At 67.7% G+C, this 16,997-nt stretch carries 16 protein-coding genes; 9 read left to right on the top strand and 7 right to left on the bottom strand.

Annotated features, from left to right (window positions below):
- Nucleotides 1-766 precede the first annotated feature (766 nt).
- A complete protein-coding gene (dnaA, locus tag ACIP89_RS08305) occupies nucleotides 767-2,578 on the bottom strand; it encodes a chromosomal replication initiator protein DnaA (RefSeq protein ID WP_401924987.1) in 1,812 nt (603 codons plus the stop codon).
- A gap of 379 nt (nucleotides 2,579-2,957) precedes the next feature.
- Between dnaA and rpmH the strand changes: the two genes are divergently transcribed.
- The 9 genes from rpmH to ACIP89_RS08260 all read left to right on the top strand — a co-directional run bounded on the left by rpmH (nucleotide 2,958) and on the right by ACIP89_RS08260 (nucleotide 9,735).
- Nucleotides 2,958-3,095, top strand: a complete 138-nt coding sequence (rpmH, locus tag ACIP89_RS08300) for a 50S ribosomal protein L34 (protein WP_010985740.1) — start codon at nucleotides 2,958-2,960, stop codon at nucleotides 3,093-3,095.
- Between the two features lie 21 nt (nucleotides 3,096-3,116).
- Nucleotides 3,117-3,488, top strand: coding sequence for a ribonuclease P protein component (gene rnpA / locus ACIP89_RS08295; protein WP_401924990.1), 372 nt, complete (start codon nucleotides 3,117-3,119; stop codon nucleotides 3,486-3,488).
- The gene (yidD, locus tag ACIP89_RS08290) at nucleotides 3,485-3,844 is read left to right on the top strand and encodes a membrane protein insertion efficiency factor YidD (protein WP_402113808.1); all 360 of its coding nucleotides are present in this window, start codon (nucleotides 3,485-3,487) and stop codon (nucleotides 3,842-3,844) included. The genes rnpA and yidD overlap by 4 nt, the downstream gene beginning before the upstream one ends.
- A 3-nt stretch (nucleotides 3,845-3,847) precedes the next feature.
- Nucleotides 3,848-5,113, top strand: a complete 1,266-nt coding sequence (gene yidC / locus ACIP89_RS08285) for a membrane protein insertase YidC (protein ID WP_402113805.1) — start codon at nucleotides 3,848-3,850, stop codon at nucleotides 5,111-5,113.
- A gap of 14 nt (nucleotides 5,114-5,127) precedes the next feature.
- Nucleotides 5,128-5,637 carry a R3H domain-containing nucleic acid-binding protein gene (locus tag ACIP89_RS08280; protein WP_073733240.1) on the top strand — a complete coding sequence of 170 codons (510 nt, stop codon included), beginning with the start codon at nucleotides 5,128-5,130 and terminating at the stop codon, nucleotides 5,635-5,637.
- Between the two features lie 107 nt (nucleotides 5,638-5,744).
- A complete protein-coding gene (rsmG, locus tag ACIP89_RS08275; protein ID WP_024489509.1) occupies nucleotides 5,745-6,461 on the top strand; it encodes a 16S rRNA (guanine(527)-N(7))-methyltransferase RsmG in 717 nt (238 codons plus the stop codon).
- 292 nt (nucleotides 6,462-6,753) lie between these two features.
- Entirely contained in the window at nucleotides 6,754-7,830 is a 1,077-nt protein-coding gene (locus ACIP89_RS08270) for a ParA family protein (protein ID WP_078617613.1), read from the top strand.
- Nucleotides 7,827-8,918, top strand: a complete 1,092-nt coding sequence (locus ACIP89_RS08265; protein WP_401926058.1) for a ParB/RepB/Spo0J family partition protein — start codon at nucleotides 7,827-7,829, stop codon at nucleotides 8,916-8,918. Before ACIP89_RS08270 ends, ACIP89_RS08265 begins: the two co-directional genes overlap by 4 nt.
- Before the next feature lie 199 nt (nucleotides 8,919-9,117).
- Complete coding sequence (locus ACIP89_RS08260) at nucleotides 9,118-9,735, top strand: GNAT family N-acetyltransferase (RefSeq protein WP_401924999.1); 618 nt, start codon at nucleotides 9,118-9,120, stop codon at nucleotides 9,733-9,735.
- Nucleotides 9,736-9,839: 104 nt separating this feature from the next.
- On the opposite strand, the gene trxA is transcribed toward ACIP89_RS08260, so the two are convergent.
- The 6 genes from trxA to murJ all read right to left on the bottom strand — a co-directional run bounded on the left by trxA (nucleotide 9,840) and on the right by murJ (nucleotide 16,988).
- Nucleotides 9,840-10,166: a thioredoxin gene (trxA, locus tag ACIP89_RS08255; protein WP_371777300.1), complete on the bottom strand. Its 327-nt coding sequence runs from the start codon at nucleotides 10,164-10,166 to the stop codon at nucleotides 9,840-9,842.
- A gap of 42 nt (nucleotides 10,167-10,208) precedes the next feature.
- On the bottom strand, nucleotides 10,209-11,171 hold the full coding sequence (trxB, locus tag ACIP89_RS08250; protein WP_402113802.1) for a thioredoxin-disulfide reductase: 963 nt from the start codon (nucleotides 11,169-11,171) through the stop codon (nucleotides 10,209-10,211).
- A 133-nt stretch (nucleotides 11,172-11,304) separates the two neighbouring features.
- The gene (locus ACIP89_RS08245) at nucleotides 11,305-12,285 is read right to left on the bottom strand and encodes a hypothetical protein (RefSeq protein WP_402113799.1); all 981 of its coding nucleotides are present in this window, start codon (nucleotides 12,283-12,285) and stop codon (nucleotides 11,305-11,307) included.
- Nucleotides 12,282-12,986 (bottom strand): RNA polymerase sigma factor SigM, encoded by a 705-nt coding sequence (sigM, locus tag ACIP89_RS08240; protein ID WP_401925008.1) that lies wholly within the window; start codon nucleotides 12,984-12,986, stop codon nucleotides 12,282-12,284. Before sigM ends, ACIP89_RS08245 begins: the two co-directional genes overlap by 4 nt.
- 25 nt (nucleotides 12,987-13,011) lie before the next feature.
- The gene (locus ACIP89_RS08235) at nucleotides 13,012-14,703 is read right to left on the bottom strand and encodes a serine/threonine protein kinase (RefSeq protein WP_401925010.1); all 1,692 of its coding nucleotides are present in this window, start codon (nucleotides 14,701-14,703) and stop codon (nucleotides 13,012-13,014) included.
- Nucleotides 14,704-14,831: 128 nt separating this feature from the next.
- On the bottom strand, nucleotides 14,832-16,988 hold the full coding sequence (gene murJ / locus ACIP89_RS08230; protein ID WP_402113796.1) for a murein biosynthesis integral membrane protein MurJ: 2,157 nt from the start codon (nucleotides 16,986-16,988) through the stop codon (nucleotides 14,832-14,834).
- Nucleotides 16,989-16,997: the final 9 nt, after the last annotated feature.

The raw sequence follows: 16,997 nt of genomic DNA, 5'->3' as shown, positions 1-16,997 counted from the left end.
TCCGCGGAGCTCCGGCGCCGAGTTGTGCACAGGCCCCACTTCGAAGCGGATTCCGGGCTAACTAGAGGTAGTAGTAGTAGTAGGGCCTGTGGAAACCGTGGATAACGTCGTTTCCGCAGGTCAGGCCCTGTTTTTTGTCCACCGGTCCTGTGGGCGGCACCGGTGGACAACCCGGGGTTTCTGTGGACACCCGAAAGTTCTGCACAACCGGTACACAGGGCAGGGGGGTTTCTCCCCAGGTCTGTCCCCAGCTTTACCCAGCTTCCCCACAGCCCAACCGCCCCTCTTGGTGTGACGCCTTTCACTCGGGACGGTGAGAGCCGGTGTCGTGTTGCCGAACAGTGGACAGAGGTGTGGAGAAGCCCGCAGAAGCTGGGGACAAGAAGGCCCGTCCTGTGGGCCGCCGGTGGACAACACTGACGCGACCCTGTGGACGAAAAACTTGTCCACAGGCTGTGGATCATTGTTGACCACAAATCCCCAGGCCTCTGAGCTGGCCTGATGGTGTATCGGCTGCCGTGCCTGTGGAAGCAGTATGGACAACTTTTCAATCCCCAGGCTGTGGAGGGGGGATTGTGCCCAGATCTGTGGAGAACAGCCCCTCCACGGCAGGTATTCGAACAGCGGGGACGGGCCCGCGTCCCGAGAACCCCGTGCACAGCGGTCCCGGACCCAACTGAAGAGGGCGCTCCGGGACCCGATTCGGGTCCCGGAGCGCCCTCTTGGTGCTCGTGGAAGCGTGGTCGTGTGACGAGGTGGTGGTCCGTCAGCCGTTCTTGATGCGGTTGGTGAGCTCGGTGACCTGGTTGTAGATGGAGCGCCGCTCCGCCATCAGCGCGCGGATCTTGCGGTCGGCGTGCATCACGGTCGTATGGTCGCGGCCGCCGAACTGGGCGCCGATCTTGGGCAGCGAGAGGTCCGTCAGCTCACGGCACAGGTACATCGCGATCTGGCGCGCCGTCACGAGCACGCGGCTGCGCGAGGATCCGCAGAGATCCTCCACCGTCAGCCCGAAGTAGTCGGCGGTCGCCGCCATGATGGCCGGCGCCGTGATCTCCGGGGCGGCGTCCTCGCCGCCCGGGATCAGGTCCTTCAGCACGATCTCGGTCAGCCCGAGGTCCACCGGCTGGCGGTTGAGACTGGCGAAGGCCGTCACCCGGATGAGGGCGCCCTCCAGCTCCCGGATGTTGCGGGAGATACGGGAGGCGATGAACTCCAGCACCTCCGGCGGAGCGTTGAGCTGCTCCTGTACCGCCTTCTTACGGAGGATCGCGATGCGCGTCTCCAGCTCCGGCGGCTGCACATCGGTGGTGAGACCCCACTCGAACCGGTTCCGCAGCCGGTCCTCCAGGGTCACCAGCTGCTTGGGCGGCCGGTCGGAGGACAGCACGATCTGCTTGTTGGCGTTGTGGAGCGTATTGAAGGTGTGGAAGAACTCCTCCTGCGTCGACTCCTTGCTCGCCAGGAACTGGATGTCGTCGACCAGCAGGATGTCGACATCGCGGTACCGCTTGCGGAAGGTGTCGCCCTTGCCGTCGCGGATCGAGTTGATGAACTCGTTGGTGAACTCCTCCGAGCTCACGTACCGCACCCGGGTCCCGGGGTAGAGGCTGCGGGCGTAGTGCCCGATGGCGTGCAGCAGGTGGGTCTTGCCGAGCCCCGACTCCCCGTAGATGAAGAGCGGGTTGTACGCCTTGGCGGGCGCCTCGGCGACGGCGACGGCCGCGGCGTGCGCGAAGCGGTTCGAGGCCCCGATGACGAAGGTGTCGAAGAGGTACTTCGGGTTCAGCCGGGCGTGCGGCTCACCGGGGCCCGGTGCGGGTGCGGGCTGTGCGCCCATCGGTCCCGGGACGCCGCCGGGCCGGCCCGTTCCGCCGCCCTGCCGGTGCTGGGGCTCCTGTATGTCGCGCCGCTCGGACCGCTGGGACTCGTAGCCCTGGTGCTCGGGGGGCTGCTGGCGGTAGTCGTGCTGGGGCTGCTGCTGGGAGCGGCCGCCGCCGTACGGCTCGCGCCAGTGCTCGCCGGAGGTGTCGCGGTCCTGGTATCCGCCGAGCCGGGGCTGCTGCCAGGAGAGGTCCTCCTGGGTGCGCGGCCAGGCGCCGGGCTCCGGGCGCTGCTGCTGGTAGTCGGGGTAGGCGGGACGGGCGGTCGGCATGCCGTCGTCCGAGGGGCGGTGCCCGTAACCGTCGTAGGCGTCGTTGTGCTGCCGCTCGTCGTGCTGCGGTCCCTGGTAGCGGTGCTGCTGCTGGGACTGGTGCTGCTGCGACTGGTGCATCGGGGGCGCCGGTGGGTTCGGCGGCTCGCCCGCGGAGTCGTCGACCGTGATCGCGATCCGGATCGGGCGGCCGCACTCACGGGTCAGCGTCTCGCTGATGAGCGGAGCGAGCCGGCCCTCCAGTACGCGCTTGCCCCATTCATTGGGGACGGCGAGCAGCGCGGTGTCGGCGACCAGGGCGAGCGGCTGGCAGCGCTCGATCCACTGTTTGTCCTTCGGCTCGATGCCCTGCTGGCCCTCCCCGAGGAGTTGCTCCAGCACTCGTGGCCACACTGCGGCAAGATCGGCAGGTACGTCAGCCACAAGGCACGCTCTCTCGCTGGTCCCACGAATGTGTATTTCTCGGGACGTATGGGTCGGGATGGGTGAGGACCGGCAGGCGGGAAGAAAAAGAACCGGGGTTCAGCCACGGTAGGTCGGCCGACCCATGCGGTTCAAGTCGTTGTCCACAGGCTGTGCACAATGGGAGGTCCGACAGGGTCGGTTTGACCGGATGGCGTAGCCGCGCGTACCGTGACCAGGTCGAGTTGTCGATGGCTGCTGCCGCCTGCCTCCGATGGGCAAAGATCACGATCTGTGATTGTGAAGCGGTGCACTAGGGCGTTTACGCGAGTCTCTCGTGGGCGCACGGTGACAGCCAGGCGATGTCCCGCCAACACACGATCATTTCTGGAGCCCCCGAGTGAGCAAGCGCACCTTCCAGCCGAACAACCGTCGTCGCGCGAAGACCCACGGTTTCCGCCTGCGTATGCGGACCCGTGCCGGCCGCGCGATTCTCGCGTCCCGCCGTGGCAAGGGCCGCGCCAGCCTGTCCGCCTGATCGCGTACAGGTCGTCATGACGTGCTGCCTACCGAGAATCGGCTGAGGCGGCGCGAGGACTTCGCGACCGCGGTACGACGAGGACGCAGGGCCGGCCGCCCGCTACTCGTCGTCCATCTGCGTAGCGGTGCAACGGACCCGCACGTGACTGGGGAGACTGTTCCCCCGCCGCGTGCGGGTTTCGTTGTCAGCAAAGCCGTGGGTGGGGCGGTCGTCCGCACAGCGGTGAAGCGAAGGCTTCGCCATCTGGTCCGAGAGCGACTGGCCCTGCTGCCCCCCGGTAGCCTGGTTGTCGTACGAGCGTTGCCCGGTGCGGGCGACGCCGACCATGAACAGCTGGCCCGAGACCTGGATGCCGCCCTGGAGCGGCTGCTGGGAGGGGGCGCGCGATGAAGTACCCGCTGCTGGCTCTCATCAAGCTGTACCAGTGGACGATCAGCCCACTTCTCGGGCCTGTCTGCCGTTACTACCCGTCGTGTTCCCACTATGGATATACGGCGATCGACCGGCACGGAGCGATCAAGGGAACGGCGCTGACAGCCTGGCGCATCCTGCGATGCAATCCGTGGTCACCCGGCGGCGTGGATTACGTACCACCACGCAAACGTCCGCGTTGGCACGAACTGCTGCGAGATCTCTTCCGCGGCGGTAAGGGCGGGGACTCCGCCGCTGGTGTGCCTCCCGGGGGATCGGCCACCGATCTTCCGAGCTCGGCCGCAGAGACTTCGCCCAATGCTCAAGGAGCCTGATTAGTGGACACGATTGCCAGTCTGTTCAGCTTCATCACATGGCCTGTTTCCTGGGTCATCGTCCAGTTCCACAAGTTGTACGGGGCGATCTTCGGCCCCGACACGGGATGGGCCTGGGGTCTGTCCATCGTGTCCCTCGTGGTGCTGATCCGTATCTGTCTCGTTCCGCTGTTCGTCAAGCAGATCAAGTCGACGCGGAACATGCAGGTGCTCCAGCCGAAGATGAAGGCGATCCAGGAGCGCTACAAGAGCGACAAGCAGCGTCAGTCCGAAGAGATGATGAAGCTGTACAAGGAGACGGGTACCAACCCGTTGTCCTCGTGCCTTCCCATCCTGGCGCAGTCGCCGTTCTTCTTCGCTCTGTACCACGTGCTCTCGGCCATCGCGTCGAACAAGAAGATCGGTGTGATCGACCAGTCGCTGCTGGACAGCGCGCGTCAGGCACACATCTTCGGTGCTCCGCTGGCCGCCAAGTTCATGGACAGCGCGGACAAGGTCCAGGCACTCGGCGCCTCGCTGGTGGATGTCCGGGTCGTCACCGCGGTCATGATCGTGATGATGTCGGCCTCGCAGTTCTTCACCCAGCGCCAGCTGATGACGAAGAACGTGGACCTGACGGTCAAGACGCCGTACATGCAGCAGCAGAAGATGCTGATGTACATCTTCCCGCTGATCTTCGCCGTCATGGGCATCAACTTCCCCGTCGGTGTCCTCGTCTACTGGCTGACCACCAACGTCTGGACCATGGGTCAGCAGATGTACGTGATCAACCAGAACCCGACGCCGGGCAGCAAGGCGCAGGACCAGTACCTGGGACGTCTGCTGAAGAGCGTCACCGCCCACGGTGAGGTGCGCGGCAGGACCAAGCGCAATACGGTCAAGCGGATCGTGTCCAAGGGCCCGGACCGCAATGACATCGAGCGGAAGTTCATCACCGGACTGGCCAAGCTCGGTCTCGCCGCGCAGGAGGACGGCACGGTGGTGAAGAGCGAGACCGCCGAGGCCGAGGCCGAGGCCGGAGCCGCACAGCGCCGTCAGCAGCCCAAGCGCCAGACCAAGGCAAAGCGTCAGACCGCCGCGGGTCAGCAGGGCGGGGCGAAGGACGCCGACTCCAGCGAGTCGGGGACCGCGACCTCCCTGCAGAAGAAGGCACCGCAGGACGACAAGCCCAAGCCGGCGGGCGGCAAGTCCGCGTCCGGCTCCTCACGCCAAGCCAAGTCCGGACAGCGCAAGGGCCCGCAGCGGCCCAAGCACCCGTCCAAGAAGTAAGAAGGAGTCCATCCGTGACGGAAGGCACCACCTCCACGGCCGCTGAGGGCAGCGACACCTTGACCCGCCTTGAGCAGGAAGGGGAGATCGCAGCGGACTACCTTGAGGGCCTGCTCGACATCGCCGATCTCGACGGCGACATCGACATGGACGTCGAGGCGGATCGGGCCGCGGTCTCGATCATCAGTGAGTCGGCACGTGAACTGCAGAAGCTCGTGGGCCGCGACGGTGAGGTGCTGGAGGCGCTCCAGGAGCTGACGCGGCTGGCCGTGCACCGGGAGACCGGTGACCGGAGCCGTCTGATGCTCGACATCGGGGGTTTCCGGGCGCAGAAGCGTACGGAGCTGGCCGAGCTGGGTGCCAAGGCCGCGGACGAGGTCAAGAGCTCCGGTGAACCGGTGAAGCTGGATCCGATGACGCCGTTCGAGCGCAAGGTCGTGCACGACGCGGTCGCGGCCGCCGGTCTGCGCAGCGAATCGGAGGGCGAGGAGCCGCAGCGCTTCGTCGTCGTCCTGCCGGCCTGACCGGCTCTTCTCCTGTCGGCCCCGTCTGTTCGCAGGCGGGGCCGATCTTTGTCAGCCTGATAGTCAGCCACCATGGTGCGGTAATGCGGTATGGAAGGACGGTTCCCGTGACGGAGGAAGTAGAGCTTCCCCAGGCGCCCGACGAGGCCCGGGAGGTGTTCGGTGAGTGCTTTCCCGAGGCTGTCCGGTACGCGGAACTGCTGGCCGACGCGGGGGTCAAGCGCGGGCTGATCGGTCCGCGCGAGGTGCCGCGGCTCTGGGAGCGGCACCTGCTGAACTGTGCGGTGCTCTCCGAGGTCGTCCCCGATGGCGTCACGGTCTGCGATGTGGGCTCGGGTGCGGGGCTTCCGGGTATTCCGCTGGCGCTCGTGCGGCCGGATCTGAAGATCACCCTGCTGGAGCCCTTGCTGCGGCGGACGAACTTCCTCCAGGAGGTCGTCGAGCTCCTGGGGCTCGATCATGTGACGGTCGTCCGCGGCCGGGCCGAGGAGGTACTGGGAACCCTTCAGCCGGTCCACGTGGTGACAGCTCGGGCAGTGGCTCCGCTGGACCGCTTGGCGGGCTGGGGAGTGCCACTGCTTCGCCCGTACGGCGAGATGCTGGCGCTCAAGGGCGATACCGCCGAGGAAGAGATCAACGGCGCGCGGGCGGCCCTGAGCAAGCTCGGCGTGCTGGAGACCGAGGTGCTTCAGGTGGGTGAGGGCATCGTTGATCCGATGTCCACCGTGGTGCGTGTGGTGGTGGGCGAGAGTCCCGGTGGTGTGAGGTTCGCCGCAAAGAGGGCCAAGGCCGCGAGAGTCAGCCGGACACGCCGTCGTCGCTGATCTGTCCGATCACGCTGTGCGCATGACCGTTACGCACCGTTTGGTGGGCGTATCGGAGATACCTCGCACGGGGAGGTGGACGTACCCCGCGCGGAGTGTCGTGCCCCTGTAGCTACGCTGCAGGGGCATCGTGTTTCACGTGAAACGTCGCTCTCTGCTGCATGGAATTATCAGCCGCGGTCGTGCGGCTGCCACGCCTCGCCATCGCAGGCCCGTTAGGGCTACGGAGTTGTCCACAGAAGTGGATTCGTCCACAGAAGAGCGGGCCTCGCTGGTTCGCGACCCCGAAAGCATGGCAGGCTCTGCTCATTGCGAGCCTGAAGTCGAGGAGAGTGAATCCTTGCGGTCCGACGCCAACATCGCGGGACCGATGACCGACCCGGTCCCCGGTCCCCGATCCGAATCGGCGGTGGACGGTGTTTCACGTGAAACACCGCCACCGATGGACGACACACCCATCGGCCGCGCGGCACAGCTGGCGGTCGAGGCCCTTGGCCGCGCCGGCGAGGGGCTGCCGCGACCTGACCAGACACGCGTCATGGTGGTGGCCAACCAGAAGGGCGGGGTGGGCAAGACCACCTCGACGGTCAACCTTGCCGCGTCACTAGCCCTCCACGGTGCTCGTGTCCTGGTGGTCGACCTTGACCCGCAGGGGAACGCCTCCACGGCACTGGGTATCGACCACCACGCCGAGGTCCCCTCGATCTATGACGTCCTGGTGGAGAGCAAGCCGCTCTCCGACGTGGTTCAGCCCGTCCCGGACGTCGAAGGTCTCTTCTGCGCCCCAGCGACCATCGATCTCGCCGGTGCGGAGATCGAGCTGGTGTCGCTGGTGGCGCGGGAGAGTCGACTCCAGCGGGCGATCCAGGCCTACGAACAGCCGCTGGACTACATCCTCATCGACTGCCCGCCCTCACTCGGTCTCCTGACCGTCAACGCCCTGGTGGCCGGTGCCGAGGTGCTGATCCCGATCCAGTGCGAGTACTACGCGCTGGAAGGGCTTGGCCAGCTGCTGCGCAATGTCGACCTCGTACGGGGGCACCTCAACCCCGAGCTCCATGTGTCGACGATCCTGCTCACCATGTACGACGGCCGGACCAGGCTCGCGTCGCAGGTCGCGGAGGAGGTGCGCACCCACTTCGGCAAGGAGGTGCTGCGCACCAGCATTCCGCGCTCAGTCCGGATCTCCGAGGCGCCGAGCTACGGGCAGACCGTGCTCACCTACGATCCCGGGTCCAGCGGGTCCTTGTCGTATCTTGAGGCGGCACGTGAGATCGCTCTGCGCGGGGTGGGGCTGCATTACGAGGCGCAGCAGGCCCACACGGGCAGTCGGAACAGTCAGCAGAACACTTCGGAGGGGATCCAGTGAGTGAGCGTCGTAGAGGGTTGGGGCGAGGGCTCGGTGCCCTGATTCCCGCCGCTCCGCAGGAGAAGCCGGTCTCGTCTACCCGGTCCGATGTGTCCTCTGCCGGAGCGGGTCCGGTCATGACGGCCGAGCGGGGAGTCGCTGCCGCCAAGGTGACGTCGCTCGCCGCGGTGCCGGAGCCGAGTGCTCCTGTTTCGGATTCGTCCGGAGCCGGCGGACCGGGCGAGGTGGCAGGGGCGTACTTCGCCGAGATCCTGCTCGACTCCATCACGCCGAACCCGCGTCAGCCCCGTGAGGTCTTCGACGAGGACGCGCTTGCCGAGCTGGTGACCTCCATCAAGGAGGTCGGTCTCCTCCAGCCGGTCGTCGTACGGCAGACCGGTGCTGACCGCTTCGAGCTCATCATGGGCGAGCGGCGCTGGAGGGCCTGCCGCGAGGCGGGTCTGGAGCGAATCCCCTCCATCGTCCGGGCCACGGATGACGAGAAGCTCCTCCTGGACGCGCTCCTGGAGAACCTTCACCGGGCTCAGCTCAACCCCTTGGAGGAGGCGGCTGCGTACGACCAGCTGCTCAAGGAGTTCAAGTGCACGCATGACCAGCTGGCCGACCGCATCGGGCGTTCCCGCCCGCAGGTGTCCAACACCCTGCGTCTGCTGAGGCTGTCGCCTCCGGTGCAGCGAAGGGTCGCTGCCGGGGTGCTCTCGGCGGGACACGCACGTGCGCTGCTCTCGGTGGACGACTCCGAGGAGCAGGACAAGCTGGCACATCGCATCGTGGCCGAGGGTCTGTCGGTGCGTGCGGTCGAGGAGATCGTGACGCTCATGGGCTCCAGGCCCACGAGCGCCTCCAAGGCCAAGGGGCCGCGAGCCGGCGGCCGGCTGTCACCGGCGCTGTCCGATCTGGCATCCAGGCTCTCGGACCGCTTCGAGACCCGGGTGAAGGTGGACCTCGGCCAGAAGAAGGGGAAGATCGTCGTCGAGTTCGCCTCGATGGAGGACCTGGACCGCATCCTCGGCAGCCTCGCTCCCGGTGAAGGCCGTGTGCTGGACCGCAGCCCGGCGGAGGAGCCGGCCGAGGACGACGAGAGCTGACGTCTGAACGACGCTGGGCGGGCTGTGTTCCGGTAGAACGGAACTCAGCCCGCCCTTTGCTTTCTCTCGGTGTCAGCTTGATCCCGTCGTGGATACGATGCGTTGAGGTAGGCCACATCCGGTTGATCCGTTTCCGCGAACGGAGCGCACCGTCCGTCGCATGCGATGCGGTGGACGAGGGAAGTGAGGAACAGCCTTCATGGGGCGTCGGCTCGCACCGCTCACGCTGGACAACCTCTCTGATCTGCCCGAGCGCTGTCGTTCCTGTGTGTTCTGGGAACTCGATCCGGTGCGCGGAGCGGCTGCGGTCAAGGCCGGCAGGCCGGAGGTGGAGAAGGAGGCCTGGATCTCCGGTGTCCTGCTGGAGTGGGGATCCTGCGGCCGCGTTGTCTACGTCGATGACGTTCCGGTCGGCTTCGTCCTCTACGCACCGCCGGCCTACGTCCCGCGGGCTGCGTCCTTTCCGACCAGTCCGGTCTCCCCCGATGCCGTTCAGCTGATGACCGCCCTGATCCTGCCGGGATACCAGGGGCAAGGCCTGGGCCGGGTCATGGTGCAGACCGTTGCCAAGGATCTGCTCAGTCGTGGATTCAAGGCGATCGAGGCGTTCGCGGACGCCCGTTGGAAAGAACCGGCCTGTGTGCTGCCTGCGGATCATCTGCTGGCAGTGGGGTTCAAGACCGTACGAACACATCCGTCTCATCCGCGGCTGAGGCTGGAACTGCGCACGACCCTTTCGTGGAAAGAGGATGTAGAGCTGGCTCTGGACCGGCTACTGGGTGCGGTCCAGAAGGAGCCGGTGCTGCGACCGCTGTGATTTCGCGCGGCGCGGGTTCCGCAGGCGCCGTAGAACGTGAAACGGGCCCACCCTCAGAGGGTGGGCCCGTTTCACGTGAAACATCGGGCAGCGGTTCTGCCTTATCAGGCGATGAAGCCTTCGAGGTCGCGAAGGATCGCGGCCTTCGGCTTGGCACCGACGATGGTCTTGGCGACCTCGCCGCCCTGGTAGACGTTCAGCGTCGGGATGGACATGACGCCGTACTTGGCAGCGGTGGCCGGGTTCTCGTCGATGTTGAGCTTGACGATCTCGATCTCGCCGTGCTCAGCCGCGATGGCCTCCAGGGAGGGGGCGATCTGACGGCACGGTCCGCACCAGGCAGCCCAGAAGTCCACCAGTACGGGCTTGTCGCTCTTCAGGACGACCTCGTCGAACGAGTCGTCAGTCACGTTCTTCAGCGCGCCGGCCACGGCGGCCTCCTTAACTTCGCGGGGGTGTGGGTGAGGCTTGGATCAGACGGTGGCTGCGGCGGCGTTCTCTTCGTCGGCGAGCGCGGCAAGGAAGCGCTCGGCGTCGAGTGCGGCGGAGCAGCCGGTGCCGGCAGCGGTGATGGCCTGCCGGTAGGTGTGGTCGACGACATCGCCTGCGCCGAAGACACCGGTGAGGTTCGTGCGCGTCGAGGGGGCCTGGACCTTGAGGTAGCCCTCGTCGTCGAGGTCGAGCTGACCCTTGAAAAGCTCGGTGCGCGGGTCATGGCCGACTGCGATGAACAGGCCGGTGACGGGGAGCTCGGAGGTCTCACCGGTCTTGGTGTTGCGCAGGGTCAGACCGGACAGCTTCTGCTCGCCGTGCACTCCGGCGACCTCGCTGTCCCAGGCGAACTTGATCTTCGGGTCTGCGAAGGCGCGGTCCTGCATGGCCTTGGAGGCTCGCAGCGAGTCGCGGCGGTGGACGATGGTGACCGACTTGGCGAAGCGGGAGAGGAACGTTGCCTCCTCCATCGCGGTGTCGCCGCCGCCGACCACGGCGATGTCCTGGTCCTTGAAGAAGAACCCGTCGCAGGTCGCGCACCAGGAGACGCCGCGTCCGGAGAGGGCGTCCTCGTTGGGCAGACCGAGCTTGCGGTGCTGCGACCCAGTGGTGACGATGACGGCCTTGGCGCGGTGCACCGTGCCCGCGGTGTCGGTCACGGTCTTGATGTCACCCGTGAGGTCCACGGACACCACGTCGTCGGGGATCAGCTCGGCACCGAACCGCTCGGCCTGGGCGCGCATGTTGTCCATGAGCTCCGGGCCCATGACTCCGTCCTGGAATCCGGGGAAGTTCTCCACGTCGGTCGTGTTCATCAGCGCGCCACCGGCGGTGACGGCACCCTCGAAGACCAGCGGCTTCAGAGAGGCGCGCGCGGTGTACAGCGCGGCCGTGTAACCCGCTGGGCCGGAGCCGATGATGATCACATTACGCACGTCGCTCACGGGTTTCTTCCTCGTCTCTGCAGACTGCCTACTGTCCACGCCTACTGGGGCCGGTTCAACGACTCTCACCCCACCCAACGGATCCTACGGGGGATGCATTCCCGACGTTCCAGGGCGGCATCCTGCGTGATGCTCAGGGGCGGGCGTAGGCGTGGGTCAGCAGGAGCTTCCCCTTGACCGCGGGGTCCGCGCCGACGCATCCGGCATCGACGACGTAGGCCTCGACCCGGGTCGTGTCGGTGGGGTGCGGAAGGACGACGAGGAACGCCTCAGCACCTTGGTAGGTGCCCTTCTCTACAGCGAGGACGGCAGCGTCACGCCCTATCCCCTGTTCCACACAGGAAGGGACCGACACCACGGGAGCGCGGAGCGGCGCCTGAGGGGACGCCGAGCCGGCAGGCTCGGTCTCCGGCGAGGACTTCGTGTCGATCGATGGCGCCTGGTTCCGGCCGGGTGACTTGTCTGGGGCCGACGGAGCCGAGCCGGTGCTCAGAAGGCTGTGGACACGCTCTTGGACCGTGGACTGCGAGAACGCCTGAGAGTCGGATTTCTCGGCGCTGGTTCCGTGGTCCGAGGCGCTGACGTCGGCGGAGTTATGCGACGTGGGGACGTTCTGCAGCAGGAAGACGCTCACACCTACTACAGCGGCGCCCAGTGTGGCGCCGAACACCGCCCTGCGGCGGCGTCGGCGTACCGGGCGGCGGCCGGGACCGGTGGCGGCACGTGCGTGCCCGGCGGGGCGGTCCGCGAGCTCCTGCCCGGTGGCGGCCGGCTCTGTTTCACGTGAAACATCTGCCTTCGCGGCACGTGAAACATCTGCCTTGGCGCGTGAACCTTCCGCCTCCGCGGCGGAGGCGGAGGCAACAGCACGGGCCTCGTCGGCGAGCGCGGCATCGATGCGGTCCGCTATGTCGATGGGCATGGTCTGCGGGGCGGGCATGGAGCCCAGCAGGCTGCGGATCTCCTCCAGCGAGGCCCGGACATCGGAGCAGAGCTCGCAGCTGTCCACGTGGCGGCGGACATCGGTGGTGCGAGGCGCGGAGAGCACGCCTTCGGTGAGGTCGGAGATCTCTGAGACGTCCGGGTGCCGGCTCGTGTCGGTTGTCGATGTCATGTTCGCCCACCTCCGCCCTTCACTCCAGCTGGATCGCTTGTTCCCGCGTCTCTTGGCCCTGCTGCCGGTGGGACGGATGCTCTCGCCGTCCGGTTCCTTCCCGCCTCCCGCTCACCGCTGTCCCCGGCTTCGCCGCGGAGATGGGTGAGCAGCGGGGCCAGTCTGGCGCGGCCCCGGGCGCAGCGGCTCTTCACGGTGCCGACCGGCACGTCGAGGATGCGACCCGCCTCGGCCACCGGATACCCCTGCATATCGACGAGGACGAGGGCCGCACGCTGTTCGGCGGGGAGGGTGGCGAGGGCTGCGAACAGTTCGCGGTGCAGATCCTGCCGCTCGGCCGGTGCCTCGGCGGACTCGTGCGGCTCCAGAAGCTGGTCGAGCCGCTCCGGGTCGTTGACGGGCGAGGTCTTCCGGGAGGAGGCCTTGCGGACCCGGTCGAGACAGGCGTTGACGGTGATGCGGTGCAGCCAGGTGGTCACGGCGGACTGGCCGCGGAAGGTGTGCGCGGCGCGGAAGGCGGAGACGAGGGCGTCCTGCACGGCGTCGGCGGCTTCCTCCCGGTCACCCAGGGTGCGCAGAGCAACGGCCCACAGCCGGTCGCGATGACGTCGTGCGAGCTCACCGAAGGCGTCCGGCTCACCGGCTACGTGGCCGGCCAGAAGGTCCTGATCAGTCGAGTCGGCGAATCTGGTGTCTTCCAACAGTGAGCCCCCTCCCTCGTTACTGTCAGCCGGTGACCTTGATGTCCGAGACCTTGCCCCGGAACGTCCCCTCGCTCGGCGGCAGCTTGGTGAGCCAGACCAGAAGGTACCGCGCCTGGACGGACTCACTGGGCTTGAGCGACACGTTTGTGCCTGAACCTTCGGCAACCTTTGTGAAGTTGTTGGGCATCGTCGGTGCCGTGGCGTCGCTGGAGGTGCGCAACTCGACTGATGTGGTGCCGCCCAGGAAGGTCACGTCCACCGTGCGGACCCGCTGGACCTCGCCGAGATCGAGTACGACCCCGACGCCCTCCTTCAGCTTCCCGAAGTCGGCGGAGTAGTAGCCGTCGGTGTGCCAGTACGTGTTCGGGTCTCCGTCGTAGACGTGATCTATGTCCTGGGGCTTCTCGGTCCCGTCGCCGAGCGGGTCGAAGTCCTTGGCGCTGACGATCCGGACGGGCTTGCTCTTCTCGACCGGCGGGGTGTCGCCGTTCTGCGGGTTGCTCTGCGTGGTACCCGGGTCACCCGATTTGCTGTCGTGGTCCAGGAGGGTTTCCGCGAGCTGCCAGCTGCCGAGGCCCAGTGCCGCGATGAGCAGCGCGGAGACGGCCCACTTGAGTGCCCTGCCCGTGCGGCTCTGGAGCGGGGCAGGCGGTACGACGTGCACGGACTGGGTCGGTGCGACGCCGGGTCCGGCGGGACGACCGTAGGTGCCCTGCTGGTACGTGGTCCGCTGGTACTCGGGCGGTGCGGTGAACGTGGGCTCGGGCGGGCGGATGCGCGGCATCGCCGCGACGGCCTTGGCCAGTTCGTCGGGGGTGGTGCACGGCTGCTCCTGGCGGGAGGCCGTGGCGCCGTCGTTGGCGAGTGCCCGCATGGCGATCTCGGAGAGGCCGCGGTGGACGCCGGCCCGTACCTGGTCGGGCGGGATCAGGCCCACGCCCTTGGGGAGCCCGGTGAGACCGTAGGCGTCGCTCTCGTACGGCCAGCGCTGGGTCAGCGCGGCGTAGAGGAGGGCGCCGATCGCCTCGGTGTCGGCACGCTGCGGGCCTTCGGAGGTGATGCCGCGCAGTGCCGCGTTCACCGCGAGGCCGCGGATCCGGTACTGACCGGAGGAGCTGCGGAGCACCGCGCCGGGAGTGAGCCGCAGATGGGCCAGTCCCTCGCGGTGCGCGGCGGCCATGGCCTGGGAGATCTGGCTGACGAGCTGGTAGGCGTCGTGGGCCTCCATCGGCCCCGCGCCCAGCAGTGCGGTGAGCTCCGTCGCGTCCGGAAGCCATTCGTGGACGACGTAGACGAGGTCGTTCTCCTCCACCGCATCGAGGACCTGCACGAAGCGGGGGTCGCCGAGCAGCGCGGAGGAACGGGCCGCGGCCAGCACGGAGCGGGCTCTCGGGTGGTCGGCGGGGAGGAGGTGGACGCCCACCGCGCGGCGCAGTTTCTCGTCGACGGCGCGCCAGCTGCTGAAGCCGTCCAGACGGGTGACGCACTCCTCCAGCCGGTAGCGCCCGGCGAGTTTGTGACCGCTGTGCAGATCGGGGGAGGAAACGGTGACCTCGGAGTCCGCCGGTTCGTCCACCCCTTCCTGGGGGCCTGCGCCCGTTGAGTCCTGGGCTTCTGCCGTGCCGTCGCTCGTGGCCTCGTCCGCCTTGGCGGACAGCGGCTTGTCGCCGCTGTTGTCGGCCACGTCAACGGCAGCCGTGCTACGTTCCGCCACCGTCGTTCCTGCCTCCCCATCCGTTGCGCGATGCCAGCCAGCTCTGCACAGTCACGCCAATTGTGCCCACACTCCGGCACCATGCACGACACGCAGGTGCCGGAGATGGTTGTGCGGGCCGGTGATCTTCAGCGGCCGAGCCGTCCCCGGATCATGCCGACCATGCCGTTGATCTCTTCGATCCGCATCCGCTTCGCCGCGACGACGAAGACACCCAGCAGCACGATCCCACCGCAGACCAGCGCGAGAAGCGAGCCCGATGCGCCGTCGCCGAGCGCGTGGAGAAGGGCGAATCCCACACCGCCGCCGAGCACTGCCGCGGGGATGGCGGCGAGGCAGAGCCGGGCGTAGGTACGCAGCACGTGGGCGCCGTCCAGGTCGCCGCCCAGACGGTCGCGGAGCCGGCGCCACGCGATACCGACGCCGACGGCGTAGGCGAGGCCGTACGAGGCGGCCATGCCGACCACCGCCCACTGGGCGGGCAGGGCGATGTAGCAGATGGCCGAGGCGGCCGCGTTGACCAGGGCGACGATGACGGTGTTGTAGAAGGGGGTGCGGGTGTCCTCGTAGGCGTAGAACCCTCGCAGCACCACGTACTGCACCGAGTAGGGGATCAGTCCGAGGCCGAAGGCCATCAGGATGTAGCCCATGGAACGGGCGGCCTCCGGGCCGGTGGAGGCGTACAGCAGGGTGGAGATCGGAACGCCCAGGGCGAGGAAGGTGAAGGCGACCGGCACGATGGCCACGGCGGAGTTGCGCAGGCCCTGCGAGATGTCGTCGCGGACCGCGCCCGGGTCGTTGTCGTGGGCGGCACGGGAGATGCGGGGCAGCAGGGCGGCCATGACCGAGACGGTGATGATCGCCTGTGGCATGCCCCAGATCAGCTGGGCGTTGGAGTAGGCCAGGAAACCGGCGCCGTTCCTGCCGGACTCCTTGCCCGCGGAGGTCGCGAGCTGTGTGACGACGAGGACACCGGCCTGGTTGGCCAGGACGAACAGGACCGTCCACTTGGCCAGCTTGACCGTCTTGCCGAGCCCGTGACCCCTCCAGTCGAAGCGCGGGCGGAACCGGAATCCGGCCTCGCGCAGGTACGGGATCATGGCGAGGGCCTGGACGATGAGGCCGAGCAGTGTGCCGATGCCCAGCAGCCGGACGCCCTCCGGCGGGATCGTCTGGACGCCCATGTGGGATTCGTGGGAGGTGCCGTAGACCCAGATGAACATGCCGAAGGTGAAGATCATGACGATGTTGTTGAGGACCGGGGTCCACATCATCGCGCCGAACTTCCCGCGGGCGTTCAGGATCTGGCCCATCACGACGTGCACACCCATGAAGAAGATGGTGGGCAGGCAGTACCTGGCGAAGGTGATGGCCACGTTGTTGGCGGCCGGGTCACTGGCGATCGTGTCCGACATCAGCCGGATGAGCCAGGGCGCCGCGAAGACCGCCAGGGCGACGATCACGCCGAGCGCGACCATCACCAGGGTCAGCAGCCGGTTCGCGTAGGCCTCGCCGCCGTCCTCGTCGTCCTTCATGGAGCGGACGAGCTGCGGGACGAACACCGAGTTGAGGCCGCCGCCCACGGTGAGGATGTAGATCATCGTCGGCAGCGTGTAGGCGATGGTGAAGCTGTCGCCGAGCAGGGCCGCGCCGAGGGCCGCGGTGATCACCAGGCTGCGTACGAACCCGGTGAGCCGTGAGACGAGGGTGCCGGCCGCCATGACCGCACTGGACTTCAGCAGCCCGGAGGCCCGTCCGCCGGACTTGGGCGGTACGGGCGCGGGGGCCGGCTCGGGCCGGTGCGGGACGGGGGAGCCCGCCGGCCCCTCCTGGTCCCGGAAGAGGTGGGCGAACGCGTCGGGTTCGTCGCGCCCCGCCGAGGCCTGGGTGACGAGATCGTCCACGCCGACGAACTGGGTGGTTGCCGCGTCGTCGCCGTACGGCAGGTGCCGGGACGGGCCGTCGGGCTCGGGCGGCGGAGTCTGTGCCCAGATCCGCGGGTCGGGGGCGTACGGGGCGGCAGGCGGCTGCTGGTAGAGCGGCTGCGGCTGCTGGTAGGTGCCGGGGGGCGGCGGCGGATGCGCCGCACGGTCGTACAGGGCCTCGTTCACCGGATCCTGCGCCGAGAGGTCCTGCGCCCGGTAGGGGTCGTAGTCGTACGCGGACTGCAGGTACGGATCGGGCGCCGGTGGCACCTCCTCCGGACCAGGGGGCACCGGAGGACCACCGGAAGACCCAGCTCCGCCCGTACCCTGACCGCGATCACCGTCGTACGGCGCGTTCATCGAAACCCC

The organism is Streptomyces sp. NPDC088730 (assembly GCF_044751215.1).
Classification (GTDB): domain Bacteria; phylum Actinomycetota; class Actinomycetes; order Streptomycetales; family Streptomycetaceae; genus Streptomyces.
This window is presented reverse-complemented; position numbering and strand designations above follow the sequence as displayed.